This window comes from Rhodococcus sp. RCBS9, assembly GCF_029457415.1.
In the GTDB taxonomy this organism is placed as follows: Bacteria; Actinomycetota; Actinomycetes; order Mycobacteriales; family Mycobacteriaceae; genus Rhodococcus_F; species Rhodococcus_F qingshengii.
This window is the reverse complement of sequence record NZ_CP120422.1, coordinates 4,664,991-4,690,524: the sequence shown is the minus strand read 5'-3', so window position 1 is coordinate 4,690,524 and position 25,534 is coordinate 4,664,991. Positions and strand designations below refer to the sequence as shown.

Annotated in this window: 26 protein-coding genes; 9 read left to right on the top strand and 17 right to left on the bottom strand. The window is 63.5% G+C overall.

Features of this window, described 5'->3' with window-relative positions; genetic code table 11:
- Positions 1-11: 11 nt before the first annotated feature.
- On the bottom strand, positions 12-1,535 hold the full coding sequence (gene guaB / locus P0M12_RS21975; RefSeq protein WP_020723641.1) for an IMP dehydrogenase: 1,524 nt from the start codon (positions 1,533-1,535) through the stop codon (positions 12-14).
- 243 nt (positions 1,536-1,778) lie between these two features.
- On the opposite strand from guaB, the gene P0M12_RS21970 reads away from it, so the two are divergent.
- A complete protein-coding gene (locus tag P0M12_RS21970; protein ID WP_003940777.1) occupies positions 1,779-2,183 on the top strand; it encodes a DUF5319 domain-containing protein in 405 nt (134 codons plus the stop codon).
- Between the two features lie 102 nt (positions 2,184-2,285).
- On the opposite strand, the gene P0M12_RS21965 is transcribed toward P0M12_RS21970, so the two are convergent.
- The 3 genes from P0M12_RS21965 to P0M12_RS21955 all read right to left on the bottom strand — a co-directional run bounded on the left by P0M12_RS21965 (position 2,286) and on the right by P0M12_RS21955 (position 4,780).
- Positions 2,286-3,224: an anti-sigma-D factor RsdA gene (locus P0M12_RS21965; protein ID WP_231917247.1), complete on the bottom strand. Its 939-nt coding sequence runs from the start codon at positions 3,222-3,224 to the stop codon at positions 2,286-2,288.
- The gene (locus P0M12_RS21960) at positions 3,208-3,786 is read right to left on the bottom strand and encodes a sigma-70 family RNA polymerase sigma factor (RefSeq protein ID WP_003940953.1); all 579 of its coding nucleotides are present in this window, start codon (positions 3,784-3,786) and stop codon (positions 3,208-3,210) included. Before P0M12_RS21960 ends, P0M12_RS21965 begins: the two co-directional genes overlap by 17 nt.
- Before the next feature lie 175 nt (positions 3,787-3,961).
- On the bottom strand, positions 3,962-4,780 hold the full coding sequence (locus P0M12_RS21955) for a hypothetical protein (protein ID WP_277376814.1): 819 nt from the start codon (positions 4,778-4,780) through the stop codon (positions 3,962-3,964).
- A 648-nt stretch (positions 4,781-5,428) separates the two neighbouring features.
- On the opposite strand from P0M12_RS21955, the gene P0M12_RS21950 reads away from it, so the two are divergent.
- The 4 genes from P0M12_RS21950 to P0M12_RS21935 all read left to right on the top strand — a co-directional run bounded on the left by P0M12_RS21950 (position 5,429) and on the right by P0M12_RS21935 (position 8,052).
- The gene (locus P0M12_RS21950; protein WP_003940939.1) at positions 5,429-5,725 is read left to right on the top strand and encodes a WhiB family transcriptional regulator; all 297 of its coding nucleotides are present in this window, start codon (positions 5,429-5,431) and stop codon (positions 5,723-5,725) included.
- Positions 5,726-5,890: 165 nt separating this feature from the next.
- A complete protein-coding gene (locus tag P0M12_RS21945) occupies positions 5,891-6,556 on the top strand; it encodes a fasciclin domain-containing protein (RefSeq protein WP_007728616.1) in 666 nt (221 codons plus the stop codon).
- A gap of 88 nt (positions 6,557-6,644) precedes the next feature.
- Positions 6,645-7,313, top strand: coding sequence for a sigma-70 family RNA polymerase sigma factor (locus P0M12_RS21940; protein WP_007728615.1), 669 nt, complete (start codon positions 6,645-6,647; stop codon positions 7,311-7,313).
- A 1-nt stretch (position 7,314) separates the two neighbouring features.
- A complete protein-coding gene (locus tag P0M12_RS21935; protein ID WP_054188123.1) occupies positions 7,315-8,052 on the top strand; it encodes an anti-sigma factor in 738 nt (245 codons plus the stop codon).
- Between the two features lie 74 nt (positions 8,053-8,126).
- Here P0M12_RS21935 and groL read toward each other — a convergent pair whose 3' ends face one another.
- Together groL and groES are read right to left on the bottom strand one after the other, a co-directional pair.
- Positions 8,127-9,737, bottom strand: a complete 1,611-nt coding sequence (gene groL / locus P0M12_RS21930) for a chaperonin GroEL (protein WP_003940715.1) — start codon at positions 9,735-9,737, stop codon at positions 8,127-8,129.
- Positions 9,738-9,823: 86 nt separating this feature from the next.
- A complete protein-coding gene (gene groES, locus P0M12_RS21925; RefSeq protein WP_003940763.1) occupies positions 9,824-10,123 on the bottom strand; it encodes a co-chaperone GroES in 300 nt (99 codons plus the stop codon).
- A 233-nt stretch (positions 10,124-10,356) separates the two neighbouring features.
- Here groES and P0M12_RS21920 point away from each other — a divergent pair, with 233 nt between their 5' ends.
- Entirely contained in the window at positions 10,357-12,072 is a 1,716-nt protein-coding gene (locus P0M12_RS21920; RefSeq protein WP_007728613.1) for a TIGR03767 family metallophosphoesterase, read from the top strand.
- A 19-nt stretch (positions 12,073-12,091) separates the two neighbouring features.
- Here P0M12_RS21920 and P0M12_RS21915 read toward each other — a convergent pair whose 3' ends face one another.
- Positions 12,092-12,652: a potassium channel family protein gene (locus P0M12_RS21915; protein WP_042922497.1), complete on the bottom strand. Its 561-nt coding sequence runs from the start codon at positions 12,650-12,652 to the stop codon at positions 12,092-12,094.
- A gap of 161 nt (positions 12,653-12,813) precedes the next feature.
- Between P0M12_RS21915 and P0M12_RS21910 the strand changes: the two genes are divergently transcribed.
- Positions 12,814-14,403, top strand: coding sequence for an Hsp70 family protein (locus P0M12_RS21910; protein WP_042922496.1), 1,590 nt, complete (start codon positions 12,814-12,816; stop codon positions 14,401-14,403).
- Between the two features lie 18 nt (positions 14,404-14,421).
- Here the strand turns inward: P0M12_RS21910 and tsaD are convergent, their stop codons facing one another.
- Genes tsaD through P0M12_RS21875 form a run of 7 tightly spaced genes read right to left on the bottom strand, consistent with a single transcriptional unit; the run spans position 14,422 to position 20,915 of the window.
- Positions 14,422-15,459 (bottom strand): tRNA (adenosine(37)-N6)-threonylcarbamoyltransferase complex transferase subunit TsaD, encoded by a 1,038-nt coding sequence (gene tsaD / locus P0M12_RS21905; protein WP_007728610.1) that lies wholly within the window; start codon positions 15,457-15,459, stop codon positions 14,422-14,424.
- On the bottom strand, positions 15,456-15,950 hold the full coding sequence (gene rimI, locus P0M12_RS21900; RefSeq protein WP_003940971.1) for a ribosomal protein S18-alanine N-acetyltransferase: 495 nt from the start codon (positions 15,948-15,950) through the stop codon (positions 15,456-15,458). The genes tsaD and rimI overlap by 4 nt, the downstream gene beginning before the upstream one ends.
- A 10-nt stretch (positions 15,951-15,960) precedes the next feature.
- Positions 15,961-16,644, bottom strand: a complete 684-nt coding sequence (tsaB, locus tag P0M12_RS21895; protein ID WP_234551573.1) for a tRNA (adenosine(37)-N6)-threonylcarbamoyltransferase complex dimerization subunit type 1 TsaB — start codon at positions 16,642-16,644, stop codon at positions 15,961-15,963.
- A 49-nt stretch (positions 16,645-16,693) separates the two neighbouring features.
- Positions 16,694-17,185 (bottom strand): tRNA (adenosine(37)-N6)-threonylcarbamoyltransferase complex ATPase subunit type 1 TsaE, encoded by a 492-nt coding sequence (gene tsaE / locus P0M12_RS21890; protein ID WP_003940673.1) that lies wholly within the window; start codon positions 17,183-17,185, stop codon positions 16,694-16,696.
- Positions 17,175-18,227, bottom strand: coding sequence for an alpha/beta hydrolase (locus tag P0M12_RS21885; RefSeq protein WP_003940782.1), 1,053 nt, complete (start codon positions 18,225-18,227; stop codon positions 17,175-17,177). Before P0M12_RS21885 ends, tsaE begins: the two co-directional genes overlap by 11 nt.
- Positions 18,224-19,426 carry an alanine racemase gene (alr, locus tag P0M12_RS21880; protein ID WP_277376813.1) on the bottom strand — a complete coding sequence of 401 codons (1,203 nt, stop codon included), beginning with the start codon at positions 19,424-19,426 and terminating at the stop codon, positions 18,224-18,226. The genes P0M12_RS21885 and alr overlap by 4 nt, the downstream gene beginning before the upstream one ends.
- A gap of 55 nt (positions 19,427-19,481) precedes the next feature.
- Positions 19,482-20,915 (bottom strand): NAD(P)H-hydrate dehydratase, encoded by a 1,434-nt coding sequence (locus P0M12_RS21875; protein WP_277376812.1) that lies wholly within the window; start codon positions 20,913-20,915, stop codon positions 19,482-19,484.
- A 38-nt stretch (positions 20,916-20,953) separates the two neighbouring features.
- Here P0M12_RS21875 and P0M12_RS21870 point away from each other — a divergent pair, with 38 nt between their 5' ends.
- Complete coding sequence (locus P0M12_RS21870; RefSeq protein ID WP_003940908.1) at positions 20,954-21,325, top strand: plastocyanin/azurin family copper-binding protein; 372 nt, start codon at positions 20,954-20,956, stop codon at positions 21,323-21,325.
- A gap of 53 nt (positions 21,326-21,378) precedes the next feature.
- Here P0M12_RS21870 and glmS read toward each other — a convergent pair whose 3' ends face one another.
- Entirely contained in the window at positions 21,379-23,241 is a 1,863-nt protein-coding gene (glmS, locus tag P0M12_RS21865; protein WP_003940837.1) for a glutamine--fructose-6-phosphate transaminase (isomerizing), read from the bottom strand.
- A 112-nt stretch (positions 23,242-23,353) separates the two neighbouring features.
- On the opposite strand from glmS, the gene P0M12_RS21860 reads away from it, so the two are divergent.
- Positions 23,354-24,193 carry a dienelactone hydrolase family protein gene (locus P0M12_RS21860; protein WP_003941000.1) on the top strand — a complete coding sequence of 280 codons (840 nt, stop codon included), beginning with the start codon at positions 23,354-23,356 and terminating at the stop codon, positions 24,191-24,193.
- Here the strand turns inward: P0M12_RS21860 and P0M12_RS21855 are convergent.
- The gene (locus tag P0M12_RS21855) at positions 24,154-24,444 is read right to left on the bottom strand and encodes a hypothetical protein (protein WP_277376811.1); all 291 of its coding nucleotides are present in this window, start codon (positions 24,442-24,444) and stop codon (positions 24,154-24,156) included. The genes P0M12_RS21860 and P0M12_RS21855 overlap by 40 nt on opposite strands.
- On the bottom strand, positions 24,441-25,505 hold the full coding sequence (locus tag P0M12_RS21850) for a hypothetical protein (RefSeq protein WP_238587985.1): 1,065 nt from the start codon (positions 25,503-25,505) through the stop codon (positions 24,441-24,443). The genes P0M12_RS21855 and P0M12_RS21850 overlap by 4 nt, the downstream gene beginning before the upstream one ends.
- Between the last annotated feature and the right edge of the window lie 29 nt (positions 25,506-25,534).

Genomic DNA, 25,534 nt, shown 5'->3' with positions numbered 1-25,534 from the left:
TGTACTGGTTGCTAACGAGCGGTGTAGTTGGGTGCTTCGACAGTCATCGTGATGTCGTGCGGATGGCTTTCCTTCAAACCGGCCGCCGTGATCTGGACGAACTGAGCGTTCTGCAGGTGCTCGATCGTCGCCGACCCCGTGTATCCCATGGCAGCGCGCAGACCACCGGTGAGCTGGTGCGTCACCTGCGAGAGCGGGCCACGGAACGGAACACGTCCTTCGATGCCTTCCGGAACCAACTTGTCCTCGGAAAGTACGTCGTCCTGGAAGTACCGGTCCTTGGAGTACGACTTGGCCTCGCCACGCGACTGCATCGCGCCGAGCGAACCCATTCCGCGGTAGCTCTTGAACTGCTTGCCGCCGACCAGAATCAGTTCGCCGGGCGATTCAGCGGTACCGGCCAGGAGTGAACCCAGCATGGCCGTCGACGCACCTGCGGCAAGAGCCTTCGCAATGTCACCGGAGAACTGGAGTCCACCGTCTGCGATGACGGGCACACCGAGAGGCTTGCACGCGGCAACCGCTTCCAGGATGGCCGTGACCTGAGGGGCACCGACACCGGCGATGACGCGGGTGGTGCAGATGGAACCAGGGCCGACTCCGACCTTGACGGCATCGACGCCGGCTTCGACCAGTGCCAGAGCACCCGCGCGCGTAGCGACGTTGCCACCGATGATCTGAACCCGCTCGCCCAGTTCACGCTTGAGCTTGGCGATCATGTCGAGAACGTTGGACGAATGCCCGTGCGCACTGTCCACCACGAGTACGTCCACACCGGCATCGGTGAGCGCCATCGCGCGCTGGAAGGCGTCATCGCCGGCACCGACTGCAGCGCCGACGAGCAGTCGACCGTCACGGTCCTTGGTGGCGTCGGGATGCTGCTCGGTCTTGACGAAGTCCTTGACCGTGATCAGACCGGTGAGCTTGCCGTTGCCGTCGACGATCGGCAGCTTCTCGATCTTGTGCCGACGAAGAAGGCCCAGTGCCACGTCAGCGGTGACGCCTTCCTGAGCGGTGATAAGGGGCATCTTGGTCATGATCTCCACGACCGGGCGATTCTGGTCGACCTCGAAACGCATGTCCCGGTTGGTGACGATGCCAACCAGCTGGCCGGCGTCGTCGGTGACAGGCAGACCCGAGATGCGGAAACGAGCGCACTTCGCATCGACCTCACCCATCGTGTCGGTCGGCTTACACGTGACGGGATCGGTCACCATGCCGGCCTCGGAACGCTTGACCGTCTCGACCTGTCCTGCCTGGACCTCAACCGACGAGTTGCGGTGCAGAACACCCATGCCGCCGGCGCGTGCCATCGCAATTGCCATGCGCGACTCGGTGACGGTGTCCATCGCAGAACTGACCAACGGAATCCGCAGACGGATGTCGCGGGTCAGTTGACTGGACGTGTCGACCTGGCTCGGGATGACGTCGGACGCAGCCGGCAACAGCAGCACGTCGTCGTATGTCAGTCCCAGCATCGCGACCTTGTTGGGGTCGTCTCCTCCGGTGTGTACATGTCCTGCAGAACTACTCATGCGGTCAGGACCCTCCATGGACCTAGATTCGCCCAGGGCGACCGCTGTAGCAGCCGCCTCGAAACGGATTACGAAAGCTGGATATCGGATAGAAGGCGCCTGCATGGAAAGAAATTCCTGGCACCTTTTCCCGGCGTTGCACACCATGGTATCGGCTCACTCAAAGGTCCGAACCATCCCACCCACGCTGCGTGTACGCGTAACAAGTGGCGCTGACCCCCCTGACCTGCGTACCGTGGTGCTGTGCGTGATCAACTGCCCCCCGGTCTGCCGCCAGATCCCTTCGCCGGCGACCCAGCTGACCCCTCCGCGGCTCTCGATGCCATCGAGCCGGGCCAACCACTCGACCCCCACGAACGCCAAGCGGTCGAGGAGGATCTCGCTGACCTCGCTGTTTACGAGGCACTCCTCGCTCACCGCGGTATCCGCGGTCTCGTAGTCTGCTGCGAGGACTGCCAACAGGATCACTACCACGACTGGGACATGCTGCGCGCAAACCTGCTGCAGCTGCTCGTGGACGGAACCGTCCGCCCTCACGAGCCTGCCTACGACCCGATGCCTGAGGCATATGTCACGTGGGACTACTGCCGTGGATACGCCGACGCGTCGATGAACGAGGCGATGCACGGCGACGGTTTCGACAGCTGAGCGAAACCTCACCCAAGCTCATACGAAAGTGGCCGACAAGCAATTGCTTGTCGGCCACTTTCGTATGAATTCAGATCGGAACGATGCCGATCAGAGCGGGTCTCAGGGCGGCGGTGACGAGAAATCACCGGACGGCGACGAGGCAGGCGCCAGAGACGTCGTCGTCGTGGTGGTGGTCGTTGTCGTCGTGGTTGTCGTCGGCAACGAGGTCGGAGGCGTCGAGGAAACCGACGTCGGTGGCAACTGCAGCTGCACTCCCGGATCTGGTTTGGTCGAACTTGTCGGTTCGCCAGGTCCCTGAGGATTGAGCGGTTTGACCGAGGAGCCCGGAATTGCCGTGATCGAAGTGGTCGGGCCGGCCGGCTGACCACTCGTCGGCGGCGGCGCTACGGGTGACGTGGTCTCCTGGACCTGCGTCATCAACTTGCCCCAACGCTCGACGAGGTCGGTCTTGTCCTGCGAGTCCTTGACTGCATCGGCACGGTGAGCTGCGTTGTCCAGCACCATCTTTGCCGCAGGAATGTCTCCGGCAGCCAACAGCCGCTCGGCCTTTTCCAGCTCGGAAGTCGTGTCGATCTTCGCAACTGTCGAGTTGGCCTCGTCGGCGAAGACGACCTGCTTGACGCCCCACAGGGCATCGCCGGGCTGGGCGTCGTACGCCATCGCCGTGGCGCCACCGAAGACCACTGCTGCAACTGCTGCAGCGGCGGCGATCGGACGAACCACACGCAATCGAGAACGGGAACGTGAACGCTGACGATCGGAGAAGCCGGACGGCGTCGCTGTGATTGCAGCGATGACATCGTCCAACAACGGACCCTCGGGCATCGGAGTCGCAACGACATCGTCACGCCACTGCGAGAGGATCAACGCAAGTTCGTACTGTTCGGTGCTATCGGTTGCTACCGGCCCACCATTCGAAATGGATTCGATCAGCGCATCGTCACGCCGAACCGCAGCCAAATCCACTGGCGTACCGTCGTCGGCGAGATCACCGAGATTCGAAGCGTCATGCCCCTCGTCTCTAGCCAAAGCTCTCACCTGCTTTCGTCACTTCTTTTTTCAGTTTCGCGATCGCTCTGTGCTGAGCGACTCGTACAGCTCCGGCGGTACTACCGACGGCGACGGCCGTTTCCTCGGCCGACATCCCGACCACCAGGCGAAGTATCAAGATTTCTCGATGCTTCTCCGGAAGTGTGCCGAGAAGTTCGTGCATCTGTCTGCTGGACTCCGAATCGAGAGCTCGCTGTTCGGGACCATCATCCAGTGCTATTACATCCGGTACTTCGGAAACGGGCTCCGACTTGTTACGGGCGGAGCTTCGATGTGCGTCCGCAACCTTGTGCGCGGCAATTCCGTACACAAAGGCCATGAACGGGCGTCCCTGGTCCTGATAACGCGGCAGCGCGGTCATCACGGCCAGACAGACTTCCTGTGCGACGTCGTCAGCGGACAGGTGTCCTCTCTCGGCCGCACCCACTCGACCGCGGCAGTAGCGCACCACCATCGGTCGGATGTTCTCCAGAACCAAAGCTAGAGCTGTACGGTCGCCCTGCGCAGCAGCGGCGACCGCGGTGTCCAACTCATCGCTCGTATTTGTCATCGTCAGCGAAAATCCTGGCGTTACAGTGGCACCTCCCGAGCGGGTGTGCTCCCGCTCTCAGCGGAACCCTCTAAGAGTAACCATCCGGACCGACTGGTCTCCGCATACCTGCCCAGCAGTCGCGATATCGATACAGCTCCTTCTGGAATGTTCTCCGGAGACTTCGGTGGAGTGGTTACGACAAAGGTAGGAGTGATCCACCACGCATCGCAATCAGATCGCCGATCTCCTGGGCACTCGGTGAGGTTCTCTCACCGCTGACACCTTCGATCAACAGAGACGACGCCCAGGCCAGGGGCAGCAGGCCGTATTGCCGGCACCGCGCGAACACATCTGCTGCCATCTTCACGGCTGCGCTCGCGTCTGTTCCGGTCAGCGCGGCGCTACGCAGCAGATCCGACTTCACGCGGTGCCGCACAGACTCCGATTCCGCTGACAATTCGACGGCGCGTTCTGCGTGTCTGCCGGCACGAGCGAAGTCCCCTCCCGCCAACGCCAATTCTGCGGAGACCCATTCGATCCGAATTTCCTGCCGCCACAGCCCGCCCTCGGCATCCAGACGCGCCCGACATTGCGCCAGCAGGCGCCAGCCGAGCGGGAGCCTGCCACAGCCGAGGGCGTCTGCGGCCAGACCGGTCAGAGCGTCACAGGCAGCCTCTGGATCACCTGGCAGGCCGCCGACGATCGCCAGTGCGCGCCCGTCCCACGTGGACGCGAGTGCATGGCGTCCGCTCTGGCGAAGAAACGACGCCCTCGTGCTGGCAGACAGAGAGGCAAGAACTCGATCCGAGTGCGTCGAGAACCCGGCCGTGAGCCGATCGAGGACATCCAATGCAGCCCGCGCTCTTGCGTAGTGGCCCTGACCACCCAGCACTACTGCCGTTGTCCACCAATCTCGGGCAGAGCAAGGCGCCGGGAGGCGGTCGAGATCCGGATCCGCACCGAACGCGGCAGACTCGAGGGACCCTGGAAGTGCAGTTGTTTCGTTGGGCACAGGTGATTGAGGGCGCGCAGGTGTCGACACAGGTTGATCATCGCAGCAGCACGAGCAGACATTCGCACGACCGGCGTCACACCAACGATGCCAAAAGTCGTACGAAACACGAAAAGGCAAGTTTGTCGGAGTTAATCAGATATTCAACTGAGATTTGCCAAATGTACTCGTAATGATATTTAACGGGCATATATCCGTGACGTTAACTGCGCATTACTTATTGGACGGATGTCCTAGTTGAAACTTGGGCACTAAGTCCCGAAATGGAGTGCAACCCCGCCCACGCAATATCGGACAAATGACGCAAACCGAGCCGAATGACCGAGTGATTTCGCCGGGCGATCAGCCTCGAACATATCCCTGATCTGTAGGTTTCGCATCTCGAGCAGCCGGGCTTGCCGGCCGCCACCTCGATCGACCCAATTTCGACATCGGCGCAGAACAACGCACGAGGGGCCCGAAATGTAAATATATACTTCGTTAACTCTCGCATTTCGATATATGCCGATCGCCACTGAACGAGCCTATTGACGCGATTTACTCAGCACCCTTACGGTTAGCAAGCGTGAACGATTCAGAAGGCCCGGATAACCTCCGGGCAACTTGGTCCGCTCGTTGATCAACGCGAGCTTGCAGTAAGGAGTCAACATGCCTGCACCGAATCACCTTCCAGGCCCCAACGCAGACATCTGGGACTGGCAGATGCACGGTCTGTGCCGCGGAGTCGACTCCTCCATGTTCTTCCATCCCGATGGCGAACGCGGTAGAGCACGTGCCCAGCGCGAAACCCGCGCAAAAGAGATGTGCCGTCAGTGCCCGGTCCTGATGCAGTGCCGCAGCCACGCGCTGACCGTCGCCGAGCCGTACGGCATCTGGGGAGGAATGTCGGAAACCGAACGTGAACTACACGCGCGCCACCGTCGCACCACCCGCATAGCTTCCTGATACACGTAGGTAGAGCGCACTAGGCCCCCGAGAGTTTTCGGGGGCTTTTGCGTGTGGACGGGACACCGTCGAAAAGAATTTCCGACACGACCCATCCGACCGACGCCCGCCTCCGAATGCCTTCTGACAGTGCACCTCAGCACATCCCTTCAGGAAGGCAGACCCATGAACACCTCTACTCGAGTTCTGGCAGTCACCGCAGCAGCCTCTTTCGCCGTCTTCGGCGTGGTCGGTTGCTCCTCCGACGACAACGATTCGTCGACCGACACGTCCAGCGCCGCCATGACGTCTTCTGCCATGGGATCGAGCATGTCTCCCAGCAGCGCGATGGCGGAGCCTGCTTCCGATCTGGTCGGTGCCGGTTGTGCCGACTATGCAGCCGCAGTGCCGAGCGGCGCCGGATCGGTCAGCGGAATGGCCCAGGATCCGGTTGCCACAGCGGCGTCCAACAATCCGTTGCTCACCACCTTGACCGCGGCAGTCTCCGGCCAGCTCAACCCGGACGTCAACCTGGTCGACACCCTCAACGGCGGCGAGTTCACCGTCTTCGCACCGATCGACTCGGCATTCGCCAAGATCGACCCCGCGACGATCGACAGCCTCAAGACGGACAGCGCCACGCTGACCAAGATCCTCACCTACCACGTGGTTCCCGGCCAGATCGCCCCTGACGCGATCGACGGAACGCACCCCACCGCCGAGGGCGGAACGGTCACCGTCACCGGATCCGGTGACAACATCAAGGTCAACGACGCAACTGTCGTCTGCGGTGGAGTCAAGACCGCAAACGCCACCGTCTACCTCATCGATTCGGTGCTGATGCCGCAGTAGTCCCCACCTGCTGTGCGCCTTTATCAACCCCCCGCGGTTAATAAAGGCGCACAGCGGCCAACGGCGGGCCAAGAGAAAAGAACCGGACATGCACGCTACGGTTGTACGCGATGAAGCGAGACAACTCTTCGTGAGCGAGCCAGACCATGCGTCGGATGCGGCCGACGCATGCCCGACGGACAATTCTGCGGCCCGCACCGCGCGAATCGCGGAATCACGCGAGCTGGCAGTGATCCTCGCGAACGTCGCCGGTGGCGACCAGAGCGCCTTCGCCGAGTTCTACGACCGAACCAGCTCCCGTGTGTACGGCATGGTTCTTCGTGTACTCCGTGATCCAGGTTTCTCCGAGGAAGCGGTCCAAGAGGTCTACCTCCAGGCCTGGAAATCAGCCGACAGCTTCGACCCTGCCAAGGGGTCCGCGCTTTCCTGGCTCCTGACACTTGCTCACCGGCGCGCAGTGGATCGCGTGCGCTCCGAACAGTCGAGTTCGGATCGACAGGCTCTCTACGACACCACCAATGCCACTCCCGAATTCGACGTCGTCAGCGACGAAGTGACACGAAGAGACGAGCATCGTGCTGTCACCGACTGTCTCGAAACGCTGACGGACACTCAGCGCCAATCGGTGACTCTCGCCTATTACGGCGGCCGAACGTACCGCGAGGTGGCCGAAGATCTCGGCGTGGCGATTCCCACGATCAAGTCGCGAATTCGCGACGGACTACTGCGCCTACGTGGATGTTTGGGGGTGATGTGAGATGGACGAAGAGCTGATCGACTACGCGTACGCCTACGCGATCGATGCGTTGGACCTCGACGAGCGCCGTGAGGTCGACAAACGACTTGCCGCTTCGGACTCCGCGACCCACGCCGAATTCGACGCCCAGGTCCGGCTCACCGCCGAAACCATGGCCGCGATGACCGTCGTCGACGCCGTCGAGCCCCCGCCGTCGCTGCGCAGCAGCGTCCTTGCCTCGATCGCAGAGCAGGCCGCTGCTCCCAATGCCCCCGTTTCGCTGGCCGAGCGCCGTAACCGTCGACGCCCGTGGACCGTGGCTCTTGCGGCGGCCGCCGCAGTCGCAATCCTGGTCGGCGGCATCGGAATCGGGCGCACGCTGTCCGACAACACGCCGCCGCAGAACCCCGCGTCCGAAATCATGGCAGCACCCGACGTTCATGCCACGACGCGTGAAATCCCGGGCGGCGGTAGTGCCACGACGCTGTTCTCGCCCTCCGAAGACGCCGCAGTCCTCGTGATGAACGATGTGACTCCCCCGAGTCCGGATACCGTCTACCAGATGTGGCTGGTGCCGGGCGACACCGACGACACCACGATGATCCCGATGGGGACGATGGCTCCGGGTGACGTCAAACCCACTACCCAGGTGGTGCTCGACGGCATCGGTCCGAATACGAAGTTGGCGTTCACTGTCGAACCGCCCGGCGGATCGCAGCAGCCGACGAGCGAGCCGTTCGCAACGATCCCGCTCATCTGATCGCCAGACGAAAAAAGATCCCCCACCGGAATCCGGTGGGGGATCTCTTCTTTGTCGAAACTACGAGCAGCGAGTCAGTGGCTGTGACCGTGTCCGGTGTCGGCAACTTCCTCGGTCGGCTTCTCGACGACGGCGCTCTCGGTCGTGAGGATCATGCGCGCGACGGAAGCGGCGTTGACCACTGCCGAGCGAGTGACCTTGACCGGGTCGACGACGCCGTCGGCAAGCAGGTTGCCGTAGGTGAGGGTGGCAGCGTTGAAGCCTTCGCCCTTGGTCATCTCGGCGACCTTGCTGACAACGACGGAACCGTCGATGCCTGCGTTGCTGGAGATCCAGAACAACGGGGCGTTGAGGGCTTCGCGGACCACGGCAACGCCGGTGGCCTCGTCACCCGTCAAGCCGAGGTTCCCGATCAGAGCCGTACCGGCTTGAACGAGAGCCGATCCGCCACCGGGGACGATGCCCTCGGAAACTGCTGCCTTGGCTGCGTTGACCGCATCCTCGACGCGGAACTTGCGTTCCTTCAGATCGGTTTCGGTGGCTGCGCCGACCTTGATGACGGCCACGCCGCCGGACAGCTTCGCCAGACGCTCTTCGAGCTTCTCGCGGTCCCAATCCGAATCGGTGTTCTCGATCTCGCGACGCAGCTGCGCAACGCGGGTCGCGATGTCGTCAGCGGTGCCTGCACCGTCGACGATGACCGTCTCGTCCTTGGTGACGACAACGCGGCGAGCGCTGCCGAGCAGCTCGAGGCCGGCTTCCTTGAGCGAGAGGCCGACGTCGGTGTTGATGACGGTGCCTGCCGTGACGACTGCGAGGTCGTCGAGGAATGCCTTGCGACGATCACCGAAGAACGGCGCCTTGACGGCGACGGCCTTGATGGTCTTGCGGATGGAGTTGACCACGAGGGTGGAGAGAACTTCACCCTCGACGTCCTCGGCGATGATCAAGAGCGGCTTTCCGGATTCGGCAACCTTCTCGAGCAGCGGAAGGAAGTCGGGAAGTGAGCTGATCTTCTCGCGGAAGAGCAGGATCAGCGCGTCTTCGTAGACGGCCTTCTGCGCATCGATGTCGGTGACGAAGTAGGGCGAGAGGTAGCCCTTGTCGAACTGAACACCTTCGGTGACAACGAGTTCGGTTGCAACGGTGGAGGATTCCTCGACCGTCACGACGCCGTCGGTTCCGACACGGGTGAGTGCCTCGCCGACGAGCTTGCCGATCTCTTCGTCACGCGAGGAGACGGTGGCGACCTGAGCGATCGACTTCTCGCCCTCGACGGGGGTGGCTGCGGCGAGCAGTTCCTCGACGACCTTGTCGGCTGCGGCGTTGATGCCGACGCCGAGAGCCATCGGGTTCGCGCCCGCTGCGATGTTCTTGAGTCCGCCGCGGACGATGGCCTGGGCCAGAACGGTCGCGGTGGTGGTGCCGTCGCCGGCAACATCGTTGGTCTTGGTGGCGACGCTCTTGACGAGCTGTGCGCCGAGGTTCTCGAAGGGATCTTCGAGCTCGATCTCACGGGCGATGCTCACACCGTCGTTGGTGACGGTGGGGCCGCCGAATGCCTTGGCGAGCACGACGTGGCGTCCACGCGGGCCCAAGGTCACCTTGACGGCGTCGGCAAGCTTGTCGACTCCGGCTTCGAGAGCGCGGCGTGCGGTCTCGTTGAACGCAATTTGCTTGGACATCTGTTCTGTCAGCTCCTGAATCTTCGGGGCGTGAACGCATTCCGCCCCGGGATCCTGTGTGGACTCCGGGGCGGATCACGTGTGTCTTACTTGGAGACGACAGCCAGCACGTCGCGTGCCGACAGGATCAGGTATTCCTGGCCGGCGTACTTGATCTCGGTTCCGCCGTACTTGGAGTAGATGACCGTGTCACCCTCCTTGACGTCGACCGGGATGCGGTTGCCCTGCTCGTTGACGCGGCCTTCGCCGACTGCAACGACGGTGCCCTCCTGGGGCTTTTCCTTGGCTGTGTCAGGAATGACCAGGCCGGAAGCCGTCGTCGTTTCAGCCTCGTTGGCCTGGACGAGGATCTTGTCCTCGAGCGGCTTGATGTTGACGCTCGCCACGATGAGCCCTCCACTTTGGGGTATGTGCGTCCGAGGCGATCCTCGGACAGCTGTTTGGGTATGCCGTTTACGGCGCATCACTGCAGTCCCGTCGTCGCGGGTGCCGGAACTCGATCAGCGCCAATTGGCACTCTATACGTGAGAGTGCCAACCCTCAAGGACTGGGCGCATTTTTCTCTTCGTCCAGAGCGAAACAGGACAGCCGTCCACCACGTTCACCTATTGTTCACTTCGTGACGAACATCAATCGCCGTAGTTTTCTGACCTTCGCCGGACTCGGCGCCGTCGGCGCGGTCAGCCTTGGCAAGCCGTGGGGCCTGCAATATGCAGGCGCGTCGACCATTCCGACGTCAGGTCCTGGCACCACTCTCGAGTCCGTGTCCACCCCCGTCAGCAGCAGCGGCTACACCAAGCTCACCGCCGGACCCGGTTGGGCGAACATCGTGCGCAGCGAGTTGGCCGAGCCGAAGTCGGGACGCGAGGACCGACGCACCGCACTCGCCTCACTCGTGCAGCTGACCGACGTCCACATCGTCGACGCCCAGTCCCCCATGCGATTCGAGTACGTCCACCAGATCACCGGCTCGGCGTTCCGCCCCCAGGAGACCCTGACGGCGCACGGGCTGATTTCACTTGTCCGCCGGGTCAATTCGATCGGCAGTGGCCCGCACACGTCGCGCCCCTTCGATGCCGTCGTCACCACCGGCGACAACACGGACAACAAGGAATTCGCCGAACTCGACTGGTTCCTCACCTCACTCAACGGCGGAACCGTCGTCGCCAACACCGGTGCCAAGGACCGCTACGAGGGTGTACAGAACTCGGGTGCCGATCTCTACTGGAACCCCGAGTCACCGATGCTCGACATGTACAAGAAGGCCGGATTCCCGGAGATCCCCGATTTCTTCGGTGCCGCTTTCACGCCCGTGTCGAGCCCCGGCCTGAACACCCCTTGGTACTGCGTGTTCGGCAACCACGACGATTCGGTGTCCGGCACGGTGCCCAGCGGCATCCCGCCGCTCGAAGCGATGTACACGGGATCTCTCAAATTCGAGGTGCCTGGTTCACCGGAGCAGGCCAAGCAGATCGACGTCGCCACCAAGTTCGATCCCAGTGCGATACCCGGAATCCTGTCCGCCTTCACGACGCCGCCGCGCCAGGTCACCCCCGACCCGTCGCGCGCGCCGTTCACACCGCGACAGTTCATCGCCGCACATCTTGATCCCGCGCACACCGGTCCCGGCCCCGTCGGACACGGTTTCGCCCCCGACGCCGGCGAAACCGGTATCGGTTACTACTCGTTCGAGATCGCACCGGGCGTCGTCGGCATCAGCATGGACTCCACCAACCGCGCGGGCCTCGTCGACGGTTCGCTGGGCGCCGCTCAGTTCCAGTGGATCGAGAACACCCTGCGCGCCGGCAGCAGCACCTACTACGACGCCGCGGGCTCTCGCGTCACCGAGTCGCGAGGTGACACGTATTTCGTGCTGTTCAGTCACCACACGAGCGACACGATGGACAATCTCATTCCCGACCCCGAGAACGTCCTCGAGCCACGCCTGCGCGGTTCACAGCTTCTCGACTTGCTGCATCGTTTCCCGAACGTACTTGCCTGGGTCAACGGACACACCCACGAGAACAAGATCACCCCGTGGCCCGGCGCGACCCCCGAGCAGGGCTTCTGGGAGATCAACACCGCCTCGCACATCGACTACCCGCAACTCGGACGCATCATCGAGATCGCGGACAACCATGACGGAACGGTGTCGTTGCTTGCGACGCTCTTCGAGGCGGAGAGTCCCAATTCCGTCGACTACAGCGACAAGTCGGCAGCCGGGCTCGCCTCGCTGTACCGCGAACTGTCGTTCAACGACATCCACCGCGACCCGAAGCTGACGGGTACCGGCGTCGACCAGAACGTCGAATTGTTGGTCCACACCGGACGATGACTCCGATTGCCGCAGTGTCCTAGGTGATTTCAGGTCCGCTCGAAGGCGAGCGGTGCGCTTTCGCCCACGACACTGCGGCAACGACGAATCGAACGCCGAATCCGATCAACACCAGATTGCAGACGATCTGAAGGCTCACGAGCCCCCGGGCAAGGTCCGTCTGCGCGGCGATGTCACCGAATCCGACTGTCGAGAAGACGGACAACGAAAAGTACAGCGCCGCCATACGCGACAGCGGTTCGGTGAAACTGCCAGGGCTTGCATGCTCGACCGAAAAATAGGTGATGGACACCAACAACAAGTACGTCGGCATCACCACCGCCACAGCTTCGACCGCCTGCAGAGATGGCACATCGGAACGCAGAATTCGCCGCACCTGCCAGGTGGTCACGGCAAGTACCGCGGCGCCTCCACCGATCAAGAGGAAGATTGCACTGGCGGTATGTACATCGATCCACGGCAGAAAGAAATACGCGCATCCGAAGGCGATCACCGTCAGCGTGGGTCGAAGCACTGCACCACGGATCAGCGCGCGTCGTCGTTCCCGGTCGATGTGGGGAGAATCGCCTTTTTTCCGCATGAATCAATGATCGACAATTTCGCAGGTAAAACCACCCTTTCGGTCCGAAAAGGACGTCACGGAGACGAAAAGCACTGAGCAATCCTCACGAACCTTCTGTAACGTTCATATAACGGCGGTCGATTGAACATTGACCGGTATTGACTGTGAGGAGGTGTGCGATGAGTTGTTCACTGGGAATTTCCACTGGATCTTCCGGTGTCTATTCAGCACTCGTCGACACCGATACCAGCACAAACGCGCCAGGCGCCGTGCCTGCCGAGACTCGCTTCGTCTCGGCGGATCAGGCCAATTCCAACGTCGGTGACCTTGTCAGAGCATCCATCAAACTGATGACGACGCAGGTGACGGACGGATCTGAAGCGCCGCGCTCGATCGGTGTCAGCTATCGCACGGACGATCAACTCGCGAGCATCAGGTCATCTCTTTCGCGCTCGCCGAAGCAGGTCCGTGCAATCCCCGAGCCTGCCGCCGTACACGCGTATCTCGCCGAGACAGGGAAAACCGAGCGGTACGACACGACAGCTCAGGTGGACGTCGGTGATCAAGGTCTGACGGTGTCCGTCGTCGACCACACCGGTGAAGTTCTGCACTCCGACCGTATCGACGCCCTCGCAGGGGCCGGAATCGACCGGGCATTGGTCGACTTCGTGACGGAGAAGGCGCCAGGGCACTTGCGCCGGTACACCGACGCGGAACTTCTTGCCGCCCGGTGCCATGTCGCCAAAGAGCAACTGTCCACGTCCACCAAGGTGACCATCGACCTTCCGATCGACGCGATGGCGATCACGCGCGACGAGTTCGAGGCCATCATCGCCCCGGATATCGAGCGCGCCGTCACCTTCATCCGTGAAGTCGTGAAGGGCTCACCGCGGCCCGTCGGTGCCGTTGTACTCATCGGCGGTGGCGCACATATTCCGGCCGTGCGGTCCGCCGTCGCCGCTGCCGTCGACGTCCCCATGGTCGAGATCGTCGAGCCCGAGACTGCGGCAACCAAAGGTGCTGCACTCCTGGCAGATTCGATCACCGCAATTCGTTTCCCGCTGCTGGGCTCCGGAAGTGACCAGCGCTCCGGATCCACCGCCAAGGTCTCGGGAGCGTTGATCGGTGCGCTCGTGGTCGGCGGACTGGTACTCGGTTACGGCGCAAAGGAATTGGTGCCGACCGACGACACCGCGGTCTCGCCCGTCGGAACCGGGTCGACCACGACGACGGTGAGCCCCGAAGCGACACCGAGCACCGGATCGACGATCATTCCGTCTCATGATCCTCTGCCTTCGGTAGCCGGCAGCACGTATCCTCGGTACGGGTATCCCACCACCCCGTTCGACTCGCAGCCTTACGACACGCACTCGTACACAACGCATCAGTACACACTTCCGCCTGCGCCGATCCCGGACACCTCGACGACAACCACGCCGCCGACCACGACAACGACCACTCCGAATTGGCCGACCATTCCCGGAATCACGCTGCCCGATCCACCGGCGTGGTGGCCGACGCTGCCGGACACCGAGGCGACGCCCCCGGTCGATCCGACCGAGGCAAACCCCGGCGGCGGTCTCGGCCCGGGTGAGAGCGGCGGCGAGAACCCGACGACGCCGGAGACTCCTGGATCCGGTTCCACCGAAACCGAAATCACTACCCCTGGTGGCGGTGATCCGACGACGAAGCCCGGTGAACCGAATACCTCGATGCCCGAAAACGGTCCCGCGACCACACCGGATCGGGAACCGGCCCCGGTCGGCTGATTCTCAGTCGGCCGATTTTCAGTGCATCAACTGGCTGACGGAGACCGACAGACCCGGGTCCGTCGCAACACTCAATTCCGAAGGGCCTGCGCCGTTTCCGATCAGGTGAGCGGCCAACGATGCGATCATCACGCCGTTGTCCGTGCACAGTCGAGGTTTCGGAATGCGCAACGTGATGCCCGCTTCGGCGCAGCGCTGCTCGGCGAGTGAGCGGATACGCGAATTGGCCGTGGCGCCGCCGCCGAGAACCAACGTGTCGACCCCGACGTCCTTGGCTGCACGCACTGCCTTCATCGTCAGGACGTCTGCAACCGCTTCCTGGAACGAGGCAGCGATGTCCGGGATCGAAAAGGTCTCGCCTGCGCGCTCTTTCGATTCGACATAGCGCGCGACGGACGTCTTGAGTCCCGAGAACGAGAAGTCGTGCCGCGAATCGCGCGGCCCCGTCATGCCGCGAGGGAAGGCGATTGCGTTCCGATCTCCCTCTTGCGCAGCAGCATCGAGTGCCGGTCCACCGGGAAAGCCGAGTCCGAGCAGTCTGGCCACCTTGTCGAAGGCCTCACCGGCGGCGTCGTCGACAGTCGTGCCCAGTTCGACAATGGGCTTTCCCAGATCTTCGACGTGAAGCAGGTGTGTGTGACCGCCGGAGACCAACAATGCGACGCACGAGGGCAACGGACCGTGCTCGAGAGTGTCCACCGAGACGTGACCGCCGAGATGATTGACCGCATAGAACGGGATGTTCCATGCTGCCGCATAGGCTTTCGCTGCGGCTACACCGACCAGCAGCGCGCCGGCCAGGCCGGGTCCGATGGTGACGGCCAGCGCGTCGGGCTTCTCGATACCGGCGGCAGCAAGGGCACGGCGCATCGTCGGCACGATCGCCTCGAGGTGAGCCCGCGAGGCCACTTCGGGAACCACTCCCCCGTACCTGGCGTGCTGATCCACGCTCGATGCCACCTCGTCGGCCAACAATTCGCAGGTTCCGTCACCGTTCCAGCGGACGATACCGACACCTGTTTCGTCGCAAGAACTTTCGACACCCATGACGATCATGCTTGCTGCTCCTCAATTTCGCGGACACCGAGCACGGCAGGCCGTCTCATCGTGTACGCATCTGCCCCACTGGGCTGGTAGTACTTCTTTCGTGTTCCGACGATCTCGAATCCTTCGCGCCGGTACAGCGCGATGGCAGGTTCGTTGTCGGTGCGCACTTCCAGGAACACCGGGCACTGCCGTGAATCCGCCAGAGTCAGAAGCGCATCGAGCAACGCGCCGCCGATTCCGAGTCGCTGAGCCGAGGGATCTGTACCGATGGTGTGAACCTCGGCCTCCATGTTCGGCGACGCCCCCAACAATGCGACTCCGGCGTAGCCAAGGACGTGACCGTCAGGCTCCCGGGCAACGAAGTAATGATTATGTGCGCCTGCAAGTTCCGAGACGAACGCTTGTGCGCTCCAGGGTCCGTCGCCTGCGAACAACGCGCGCTCCAACTCCGCGCACCGTTCGGCGTCATCGACGTTCATCGGCTCGATGCTGTACTTCATCTGCTCTGTCTCACTTGCCACGTTCTGCAAGGGTCTTCGCGTCCGGGCGTCGGAGGTACAGCGGCTCCAGCGGGGCCGGAACCGAGCCGGACAGGATCTCGCGAGCAGCGACTGTCACCAACCCGGCCGGTGAAGGTGTCTCCGCCGGGTCGACGGGTAGATCGAAGAAGTCCACGTGCGAAGCGGATCCGGCAATCAGCGTCGAAGGCGAAGGATCGACGTCGCCGGCGGAATTCACAGCCGGTCCTTCGACGCGCACTCCGCCGTCATAGCGCGCCCAGTAGATCTCGCGACGCCTCGCGTCAGTCACGACGAGCAGGCTCGGTGTGGTCGGTACCGCAGCCGCGATCGCATCGAGGCTGCACACGCCGTACACGGGAACACCGAGTGCGTCACCGAAGGCAGCGCCCGTCGCCATGCCGACACGCAGTCCGGTGTACGGCCCTGGCCCGACACCCACGACGACGGCGTTCAAGTCGGCCGGTGTGAGCCCTGCCTCGGCGAGGCATTCGAGGACGTGAGGGGTCAAGACCTCGGCGTGCGCACGAGGATTGACCGTGACACGCACGGCAAGCGTCTCCACTGTGTCCGGTGACTCTGCGTCCGGTGCCACTGGGTCCGGCGACGAAGCCGACAGGGAGACGACTCCGGCAGTGACTGCCGGAGTGGAGGTGTCAATTGCGAGAACAAGCACGATTTCTCAGGGTACCCGCACGTGAAGAACTACTTCCGGCCCGGGAGGGTCACGACGTCCAGGACCAACTCGCAGTCCGCACATCCGATTCGGGTTCCCGATGAAGCTGCACTCGCAGGTGCCGTTCGACGAGCCTTTCCACGACGTCACCACCCCATTCGACCACCACCACTGCATCGGTGAGGTCGGTGTCGAGGTCGAGGGCATCGAGTTCGTCGAGCGCATGCGGTCCGCTGTCTCCCAGCCGGTATGCGTCGACGTGGATCATGCCGACGGGAACTCCGCCGCCGGGGCGGGTGCCCGGACGATGCTCACGAGCGATGACGAACGTCGGGGACGTCACCCGGCCCTGCACCCCGAGCCCGGCGCCGATTCCGCGCGTCAACGCGGTCTTGCCTGCCCCGAGTGGACCGTCCAGCACCACCAGGTCGCCGGCAACAAGTCCCGCCGCCAAGCGTCGGCCGAAAGCCTCGGTATCCTCGGCCGTTTCCAACGTGATCTGTCCGGACACGGGAAGTCCCGTGGAGTTCTCAGCCGACATCGGACCGCTCTTCTACCTGCGCTCGCTGCACCAACTTGTCGATTGCGTCCGTCACGATCGCCGGGAACTCGAGCTGCACCAGATGGCCGGCCCCGTGAACTCGCACGAGTTCGGATTCGGGGAGATCGGCAGCGAGACGCTTGGAGCTGATGAACGGAATCATCATGTCTTGATCGCCGCAGATCACGACTGCCGGTGTGTGTGCGAGGACCTCGAGAGAAGCGGACTCGTCGTGCAGTTCCAACGTCCGCAGGAAATTGACGATGGTCACAACCGAGGTCCGGTCGAGCATGCCGTCCGAGAGTTCATGCAGCCGTGGGCTGACATCGGTGCCGTACGAGGCCGCACGCAGGATCGGCGTGATCAATACTCGCGCAGCGCCCCGGGCATGCTGAACCACTCCTGGTGAGGTGCGCACTGCCAACCGGAATCCGTCGATGATCGGATTCTGCAGATTGCGGGTCAGGCCGGTTTCGGCCAGGCCTGCCGCCGTCGTCGCGACCAGCCCCACGCCGATGACTCGGCCCTCGAACCATTCGGGTCGCTGACCGGCGAGCGCGAGTACCGTCATGCCGCCCATCGAGTGACCGACGAGAACTATCGGCCCCTTGGGTACCTTGGCCTCGACGACGGTCGCGAGGTCGCGGCCGAGCTGAGAAACCGTACAACTCTTCGAACGCGGCATGCCCGAGTCTCCGTGTCCGCGCTGGTCGTAGAACACCATGCGAACCTTGTTGCCCCATCGCTCTTCGAGCTGGCGGCGCTGGAAATGCCAGGACAGCGCACTCAGGCAGTATCCGTGCACGAAAACGACCGTCAGCGGAGCGTCGTCCGGTCCCACTTCGCGAACTGCCAGCTCGACACCGTCCTCGGTGCGCACCGTGCTCTTGCGGTCGCGCGTCATGAGGTCGAAATCCTCGTCCGCGTAGATTTCCCGGCCTGGACGCGTCGCGGTCTTGAATGCGTTCACGCCGGCCATCGAGCCGAGCGCCACGGCGCTGAGCAGGCCACCGAGAATGCTCATCTTTCCTGCAGTCTTCATGACGTCTCTCCCCCGATGTACGTACGCACAGTGCGTCCACGTATCCCGGTCACGACCTCGTAGTGAATGGTGTCGAGTACGTCGGCCCAGGCCTGCGCGTTGGGTTCGCCGTGATCGCCGTTGCCGAAGAAGATCGCGGTGTCGCCTTCGCGAACTCCGTCACCGTCCGGACCCAGGTCCACCAATACCTGGTCCATGCAGATTCGCCCGACAGCCTGGCGACGCTTACCGCCCAACTGCACTTCGAACTTGCCACTCAGTGAGCGAGACAAACCGTCGGCGTAGCCGACGGGAAGCAGCGCAAGAGTGGTGTCGTGCGGTGCGACCCACTGATGCCCGTAGGAGACGCCCTCTCCGGCGGCTACCTTCTTCACCAGAATCACCTTCGCTCGCAGCGTCATCGCCGGTCGTAAACCGAAATCTCCGAGTTCGGGCACCGGAGACAATCCATATATCGCGATTCCGGGCCGAACCATGTCAAACCGCAGGTCAGGACGGGTGACTGTAGCAGCGGAGTTGGAAAGATGAACAACTTCGGGGTCGAATCCGCGAGCGCGGACGTCGGCAACCGCGTCGATCAAACGCTGCTTCTGCATGTCGATGACGTCGTGATGCGGTTCGTCCGAGTGCGCGAGGTGAGAGAACACTCCGCGCAGCCTGATCGTGCCCTCGTCCCGCGCAGTGGCGAGGTCGTCGAGCATCTGCGGCCACTCGGTTCTCGATACGCCGTTGCGATTGAGACCGGTGTCCACCTTGAGCGTCACCATCGCCTGTTGTCCCAGAACCCGTGCCGCGCCGACGACAGCGGCCAGGTGTCGCGGGGAGGACACGCCGATCTCGACGTCCGATCGGATCGCCGAGCCGAAATCGGCGTCGACGCCGTGCAGCCAGGCAAGGACGGGAGCGGTGATGCCTGCCTCGCGAAGGACCAGTGCCTCCGCGATGGTGGTGACGCCGAGTTCCCGGGCTCCCGCCGAGAGCGCCGTCCGCGCCACCGCAACTGCGCCGTGGTTGTATCCGTCCGCCTTGATGACCGCCATCAACGCTGCATCCCCGGCAAATTCACGCAGAACACGCACGTTGTGCGCGATCGCGTCCAGATCGACGACTGCCTCCGTCTGCGGCCCTACTGCGTCGTCGAGTCGGCTCGCCTTCCCCTCCGCAGGCTCCTTCGGTGCTCTTCCCTGGGCAAGCGTCATGGCGACAATCCTGCCACCCACGCAGAATCGGACACGTGTTCGGGTTTGAACACCCTCAATCGAGGGCAAAAGAGCGAAGCACACGCACCGATTCCCGCAGACCTCCCAGCAGGGGTGAAGCCGAAATCGGTGCTCCGGCGACATCGCTCTGACCGCCGGCAGCGGCGATGTTCGCAGCCAACGCGTGCGCCCGCGCCCCGACGGCCCCGGCTTCGAGAGGGCTCAGACCCGCCGCCAGCAACGCACCGATCACACCGGAGAGGATGTCACCCGAACCTGCCGTCGATGCCCAGGAGCCGCCGGCGTCGTTGACCAGCACCTCACCGCCGGGATCCGAGATCACCGTCGTATGGCCCTTCAGCAGGACCGTGACTCCGAGGCGTGCGGCAAGAGCACGCGTGGCCGCGATCCTGTCGTCGCCAAGAGTTGTGAATCGAGCGAACTCGCCGGCGTGGGGCGTCAACAGTGTCGGCGCGGTCCGGGCTGCGACAAGTTCGGGACGCTGAGCGAGGAGGGTAAGTCCGTCCGCATCGACAACAACGGGTACATCAGTAGCCAGCACCGACGCCAGAAGTCGCGCGGCGTCGTCGTCGGTACCCATACCGGGGCCGACCACCCACGCCTGAACTCGCCCGGCGGCTTGGAAGGTCTCACTCGCAATCACCTCCGGGAACCGGGCGAGCACCTCGGTGGCGCCGTGCCCGGCGTAGCGGACCAGGCCGGCGGTCGCGGTCACCGCGGCACCGGTACAGAGCACGCCCGCGCCGGGATACTGCTCACTTCCCGCAACGATGCCCACCACACCCTGCGAATACTTGTCGTCCTCCGGACCGGGCACCGGCCACAGCGCACCGACCTCCGCCGGATCGAGCGAACCGAACTCGGGTTCGCCGACGCTCAATCCGATGTCCACGAGTTCGACACGACCACACAGCGGAGCCGCGAGTACGTGTACCGGCTTGAGCGCACCGAATGTGACCGTCACATCAGCGGTCACCGACGGGCCGTCCACTGCGCCGGTGTTCGCGTCGACGCCGCTCGGAAGATCGACCGCCACGATCGGTGCATCCACCTGGCCGACGAGATCGGCCGCGTCAGGCCGTAGACCGCCGTGCCCGGAAATCCCGACGATGCCGTCGATCACCAGATCCGGCGACCCGACTTCGGCGGCGACTCGGCCGCCGGCCTTCAAGAGAGCATCGAGGCCCGCCCGATGAGCGCGCGCCGGATCGAGCAACACGGCCCGCACGCTCACACCTCGTTTGCGGAGCAACGCACCGGCCCACACGACATCACCGCCGTTGTCGCCCGTACCGACCAGCAGCGTCACCGACCGATGCGCGACCGACCCTGTACGGGAACGCAATTCGTCCGCGACTACCCGCGCAAGACCGTACGCCGCTCGACGCATCAGCACCCCGTCGGGCAGCTTGTCGAGCAGCGGCGCCTCAGCTGCTCGCACCTGATCGGCTGTGTAGTACCCACGCATGTCGGAACCCTTCAGTTGCCGTCGCTACCCTCGAAACCATGAAATCACGTCTTCGCCCGGCAATCGCGGGTCTCGTGCTCGCTCTCGGTCTGGTCGGGTGCAGTTCCGGCACCGACTCCACACCACCGGCTCCGGAAACGACGGCCAGCGGACCCGTGGTGACCATCTCCGGGATGGCGTACTCCCCCGCGTCCATCACCGTGAATGTCGGCGAGACGGTCACGTGGGTGTTCGACGACAACGGAATGGCCCACGACGTCAACGGCCTCGGGGACGCCAAGGGCAAACTCCGCAGTCCGCTCAAGAAATCGGGAACCTACACCTACACGTTCACCGAACCCGGAACCTACGACTACACCTGCACACCGCATCCCGAGATGCGCGGAACCGTCGTCGTCGAGACGCCGTAACGCGCTCGGGCCCCACAGTCTTGCGACTGCGGGGCCCGATTTTCTAGCGAAAGCTACTCGACCGTAACCGATTTCGCCAGGTTACGCGGCTTGTCGACGTCGTAGCCACGCGCCGCGGCAACCTCGGCCGCAAAGATCTGCAACGGAACCGTGGACAGCAACGGCTGCAGCAGAGTCGGTGACGCCGGAATCTCGATCAGGTGATCCGCGTGCGCCGCGGCGACGGTGTCGCCTTCCTCAGCGATGACGATAGTCGTCGCCCCGCGCGCCTTGATCTCCTGAATGTTGGACACCAACTTCGAGTGCAGGACAGCGCGGCCCTGCGGCGACGGCATGACGATGATGACCGGAAGGTCCTCCTCGATCAAGGCGATCGGGCCGTGCTTGAGCTCACCGGCGGCAAAGCCCTCGGCGTGCATGTACGCAAGCTCCTTGAGCTTGAGCGCACCCTCGAGCGCCACCGGGTAGCCGACGTGACGCCCCAGGAACAGCACGGTCGACGCGTGCGCGAACTGGCGCGCCAACGCGCGCACCGGTTCTGCCGTCTCGAGCACCTTGCTGACCAATGCGGGCATCGCTTCGAGGTCGGCGTACTCGCGGGCGACCTCGTCCGGATACTTGGTTCCGCGAGCCTGCGCCAAAGCCAAACCGACGAGGTAGTTCGCGGTCACCTGCGCCAGGAACGCCTTGGTGGACGCGACCGCGATTTCCGGTCCTGCCCGCGTGTAGAGAACTGCGTCGGCTTCACGCGGGATCTGTGCACCGTTGGTGTTGCAGATCGCCAGGACGCGTGCCTTCTGGTCCTTGGCGTGCTTGACAGCCTCGAGCGTATCGGCCGTTTCCCCCGACTGCGAGATTGCGACAACAAGCGTCGAGCGATCGAGAACCGGGTCGCGGTAACGGAATTCGCTGGCGAGTTCGACCTCGACAGGTAGACGCGTCCAATGCTCGATCGCGTACTTCGCCAACAGACCGGAGTGGTAAGCGCTACCGCAAGCGACAACGAACACCTTGTCGACGTCGCGCAGTTCCTGATCGGACAACCGCTGCTCGTCGAGGACGATCTTCCCGTTCTCGAAGTGGCCGAGGAGCGTGTCGGCGACAGCGGTCGGCTGCTCTTCGATCTCCTTGAGCATGAAGTAATCGTGACCACCTTTTTCGGCGGCCGCGAGATCCCAGTCGATGCGGAACGGGCGCCCCTCTGCCTCGTTACCCGCGAAGTCGGAGATCCGGTAGCTGTCGGCAGTGATCACCACTGCCTGATCCTGTCCGAGTTCAACCGCATCGCGTGTGTGCTCGATGAATGCAGCGACGTCGGAGCCGAGGAACATCTCGCCCTCACCGACACCGACTACGAGCGGTGTCGAGCGGCGCGCGGCGACAATCGTGTCCGCATGATCAGCGTGCGTGAAGACGAGCGTGAACGCACCTTCCAACCGACGAACCACCGACAGCGCACTCTCGATGAAATCACCTGCCGTCGGCCCCTGGGCGTACGCCCGGGCGACGAGGTGAACCGCGACCTCGGAATCCGTGTCGCTCTGCAGTTCGACGCCTGCAGCCTCGAGCTCCGCACGCAGCGGGGCAAAATTCTCGATGATTCCGTTGTGAACGACAGCCAGCTTGCCCGAGGCATCACGATGCGGGTGCGCATTGCGGTCCGTCGGACGCCCATGCGTCGCCCAACGTGTATGGCCCATACCGGACGTACCGACGAAGTGATCCGCACCGTACTCGCCGAGCTCCGCCTCGAGGTTGGCCAACTTACCGGCCTTACGCTCGATCTCGACCCCACCGGTTCCGTCGAGAATCGCGATTCCCGACGAGTCGTACCCGCGATACTCCATTCGTCGCAAAGCCTCCACCACAACGCCCAGAGCTGGGCGGTGGCCGACGTATCCCACGATTCCGCACATGGTGACTCAGGGTACTTGGACATCGGCGGTGGGCGCATTTTGCGGTTCCCGCACCTGGTTGCAGCGTCCGCTCCGCATACACGAGGCGGCTCATCGGATAACGTCTTCAACCGTGGCACCGAAACTGAAGACACTGACCCGTGAGCTGTCCAAGCGCGGCCCGCACCGAGTTCTCCGCGGCAACCTCGCCCTGGCCGGACAGCCGGGTGTCGTGTACACGCCGGAAACCGGTTTCAATCTCCCCGCCGTTGCCTTCGCGCACGGGTGGATGGTCGGGTCCCACAAGTACGAGCAGACACTCCAGCACCTCGCTTCCTGGGGAATTGTCGCAGCGGCGCCCGACAGCGAACGCGGTCCGGTCCCGTCACATCTCGGATTGGCTGCAGATCTTCGAGCGACGCTCGACATCTGCGTCGGCGTGCGACTCGGCCCCGGACAGATCAGCGTCCAACCCGATCGGGTCGCCTTTGCCGGTCACGGCATGGGCGCGGGCGCTGCGGTACTGGCCGCAGCGCAGCGCGGGGATGTCGGTGCGGTAGCCGCACTGTTCCCGGCCCCGACAGCACCCAAGGCGGAGAACTACGCGTCGAAGATCACAGCGCCCGGATTGATCCTCGCCGGCGAAGACGACGTCGATTCCTTGACCAGCAATGCCCGGCCGCTGAGCGTGGAGTGGGGCGGTCCTGTCATCGCACGTACCGTGAATGACGCCCAAGACGCCGGACTGATCGAAGGCCGCCGACTCCTCGGCGCCCTGGGCCTCGGTGGATCCGAGCGCAAGACACAGGCCGCCACACGGTGCCTGCTCACGGGCTTCCTGTTGTTCCATCTGACCGGCGACAAGAAGTACAAGGATTTTGCTGATCCCGACGTCGAGATTCCGCACACGGCGCCGTTGCTGCCGGTCGAACCTCACTCCGACGCGCGGGCCAGCCAGCTGTTGCGTAAGTAGGAGTCCGTACTCGCCACCGACTCCGGCGGCGAGCACGGCGGCGTCGGCGTCGGCGTCGGCTCTGACGCGGATCGCAGATACGGGCCGGACCTGACCGGCCCATCCGTGTCATTCTCGGCGGATGTCGTTTCGGACGGCGGCTCCTGGTGCGATTCCGCGCTCGCTGCGGCCACTCTGCGCTCACGGAAGTCGTCGAGTTGAGAATCGAGGGTTCGACGGATCGCTTCGAACGACGCGTGAACGGACTTCACAGCGGACCAGCTCCGGCCAACTCAGCGCCCGTCTCTCCGTCGGGGACCACGATCGACTCGTCGGGGACTGTGGAAGGCGGCTCCGGGTCCGGCGCGGGCGAGAACTCGGCGTTGGATTCAACCGGCACCTCGTGCTCGCGAATCTCAGGGTCGGGAGTTTCGGGCTGGAGTGTCGCAGGCTGGGACGCTTCTTGCGGGCGCGCCTCGTGCAGCGACATCTCCGGATCGGCATCGAGCACTATTCTCGGCCAACCATTTTCGCTCAACTCCAGGGTGGCCGACACAGAGTTCCCGTCAGCACCTGCAACATCCAGACTCACCCCACGACCGTCGGACGCAATCGAGAAGCCCCAAGTGTTGCCGCCGATCGAGAAAGAGACAGGAGCGGCGGCGACACCTGATGCACTCGGCTCGGCGATCGGAAAGGTTGACGTGAACGCGTCTGTCACCCACTGGGTCGCGGCGTCAAAAGCATGACCAACCGCGCTCGCGCACTCCGCACACGCCCTGTCGAATTCATCGCGAGTATCGAGATACGCCGAACGAAAAACCGTGTCCAGCCATGGCGCCGCACCACGACCGGTGGAAGCGACGTGAGTCAGCTGGTCGATCTCCCCCGCACCCAGACCGCCGATCGTCGCCCGGTCGAGGCTTGCCACCTTGAAAGCCTTGTCTGCCAAAGCCGTTCGAACCGTCCGCGCGAACTCGTCGGCCAGCGTGATCAACAGTGGCGCCGAATCCGCATCGGACCGAGCTTCACGCCGCGCCGCGAAGGCATGATCTACGACCGCACCCACGCCGGAAACATTCCACACTGCAGGAAGATTCTCCGCCAGGGTCGTCAGCATCGCGATCTCGGCGACCGAACCGTCCACCGCTGCCGCCATGTCCGACGCATCTCGCATTAGTGCCTCGAAATCGATACCAGCCTCTGCGCGATACGCATCCTCGTAGGACGTAAGCATCCGTTCTTCGAAGCCCAACCGAGAGGCCAGGTCGTGAAATCGATCGAAGAACTGCAGTCCCCTCGCACCAGCATCCAGGATTTCGTCAGGACGCACGCGCGAATCACGCAGTGCAAGAATATCTT

What these genes read in the sequence shown, in the direction of transcription:
- guaB (WP_020723641.1), bottom strand. Translation starts at nt 1,535, where the DNA reads ATGAGTAGTTCTGCAGGACATGTACACACCGGAGGAGACGACCCCAAC.
- tsaD (WP_007728610.1), bottom strand. Translation starts at nt 15,459, where the DNA reads ATGATCGTCATGGGTGTCGAAAGTTCTTGCGACGAAACAGGTGTCGGT.
- tsaE (WP_003940673.1), bottom strand. Translation starts at nt 17,185, where the DNA reads ATGTCGGCTGAGAACTCCACGGGACTTCCCGTGTCCGGACAGATCACG.
- P0M12_RS21870 (WP_003940908.1), top strand. Translation starts at nt 20,954, where the DNA reads ATGAAATCACGTCTTCGCCCGGCAATCGCGGGTCTCGTGCTCGCTCTC.
- alr (WP_277376813.1), bottom strand. Translation starts at nt 19,426, where the DNA reads ATGACGCTTGCCCAGGGAAGAGCACCGAAGGAGCCTGCGGAGGGGAAG.
- P0M12_RS21940 (WP_007728615.1), top strand. Translation starts at nt 6,645, where the DNA reads ATGCACGCTACGGTTGTACGCGATGAAGCGAGACAACTCTTCGTGAGC.
- P0M12_RS21915 (WP_042922497.1), bottom strand. Translation starts at nt 12,652, where the DNA reads ATGCGGAAAAAAGGCGATTCTCCCCACATCGACCGGGAACGACGACGC.
- P0M12_RS21875 (WP_277376812.1), bottom strand. Translation starts at nt 20,915, where the DNA reads ATGCGTGGGTACTACACAGCCGATCAGGTGCGAGCAGCTGAGGCGCCG.
- P0M12_RS21945 (WP_007728616.1), top strand. Translation starts at nt 5,891, where the DNA reads ATGAACACCTCTACTCGAGTTCTGGCAGTCACCGCAGCAGCCTCTTTC.
- P0M12_RS21950 (WP_003940939.1), top strand. Translation starts at nt 5,429, where the DNA reads ATGCCTGCACCGAATCACCTTCCAGGCCCCAACGCAGACATCTGGGAC.
- glmS (WP_003940837.1), bottom strand. Translation starts at nt 23,241, where the DNA reads ATGTGCGGAATCGTGGGATACGTCGGCCACCGCCCAGCTCTGGGCGTT.
- rimI (WP_003940971.1), bottom strand. Translation starts at nt 15,950, where the DNA reads ATGAAGTACAGCATCGAGCCGATGAACGTCGATGACGCCGAACGGTGC.
- P0M12_RS21960 (WP_003940953.1), bottom strand. Translation starts at nt 3,786, where the DNA reads ATGACAAATACGAGCGATGAGTTGGACACCGCGGTCGCCGCTGCTGCG.
- groL (WP_003940715.1), bottom strand. Translation starts at nt 9,737, where the DNA reads ATGTCCAAGCAAATTGCGTTCAACGAGACCGCACGCCGCGCTCTCGAA.
- P0M12_RS21885 (WP_003940782.1), bottom strand. Translation starts at nt 18,227, where the DNA reads ATGAAGACTGCAGGAAAGATGAGCATTCTCGGTGGCCTGCTCAGCGCC.
- P0M12_RS21910 (WP_042922496.1), top strand. Translation starts at nt 12,814, where the DNA reads ATGAGTTGTTCACTGGGAATTTCCACTGGATCTTCCGGTGTCTATTCA.
- P0M12_RS21935 (WP_054188123.1), top strand. Translation starts at nt 7,315, where the DNA reads ATGGACGAAGAGCTGATCGACTACGCGTACGCCTACGCGATCGATGCG.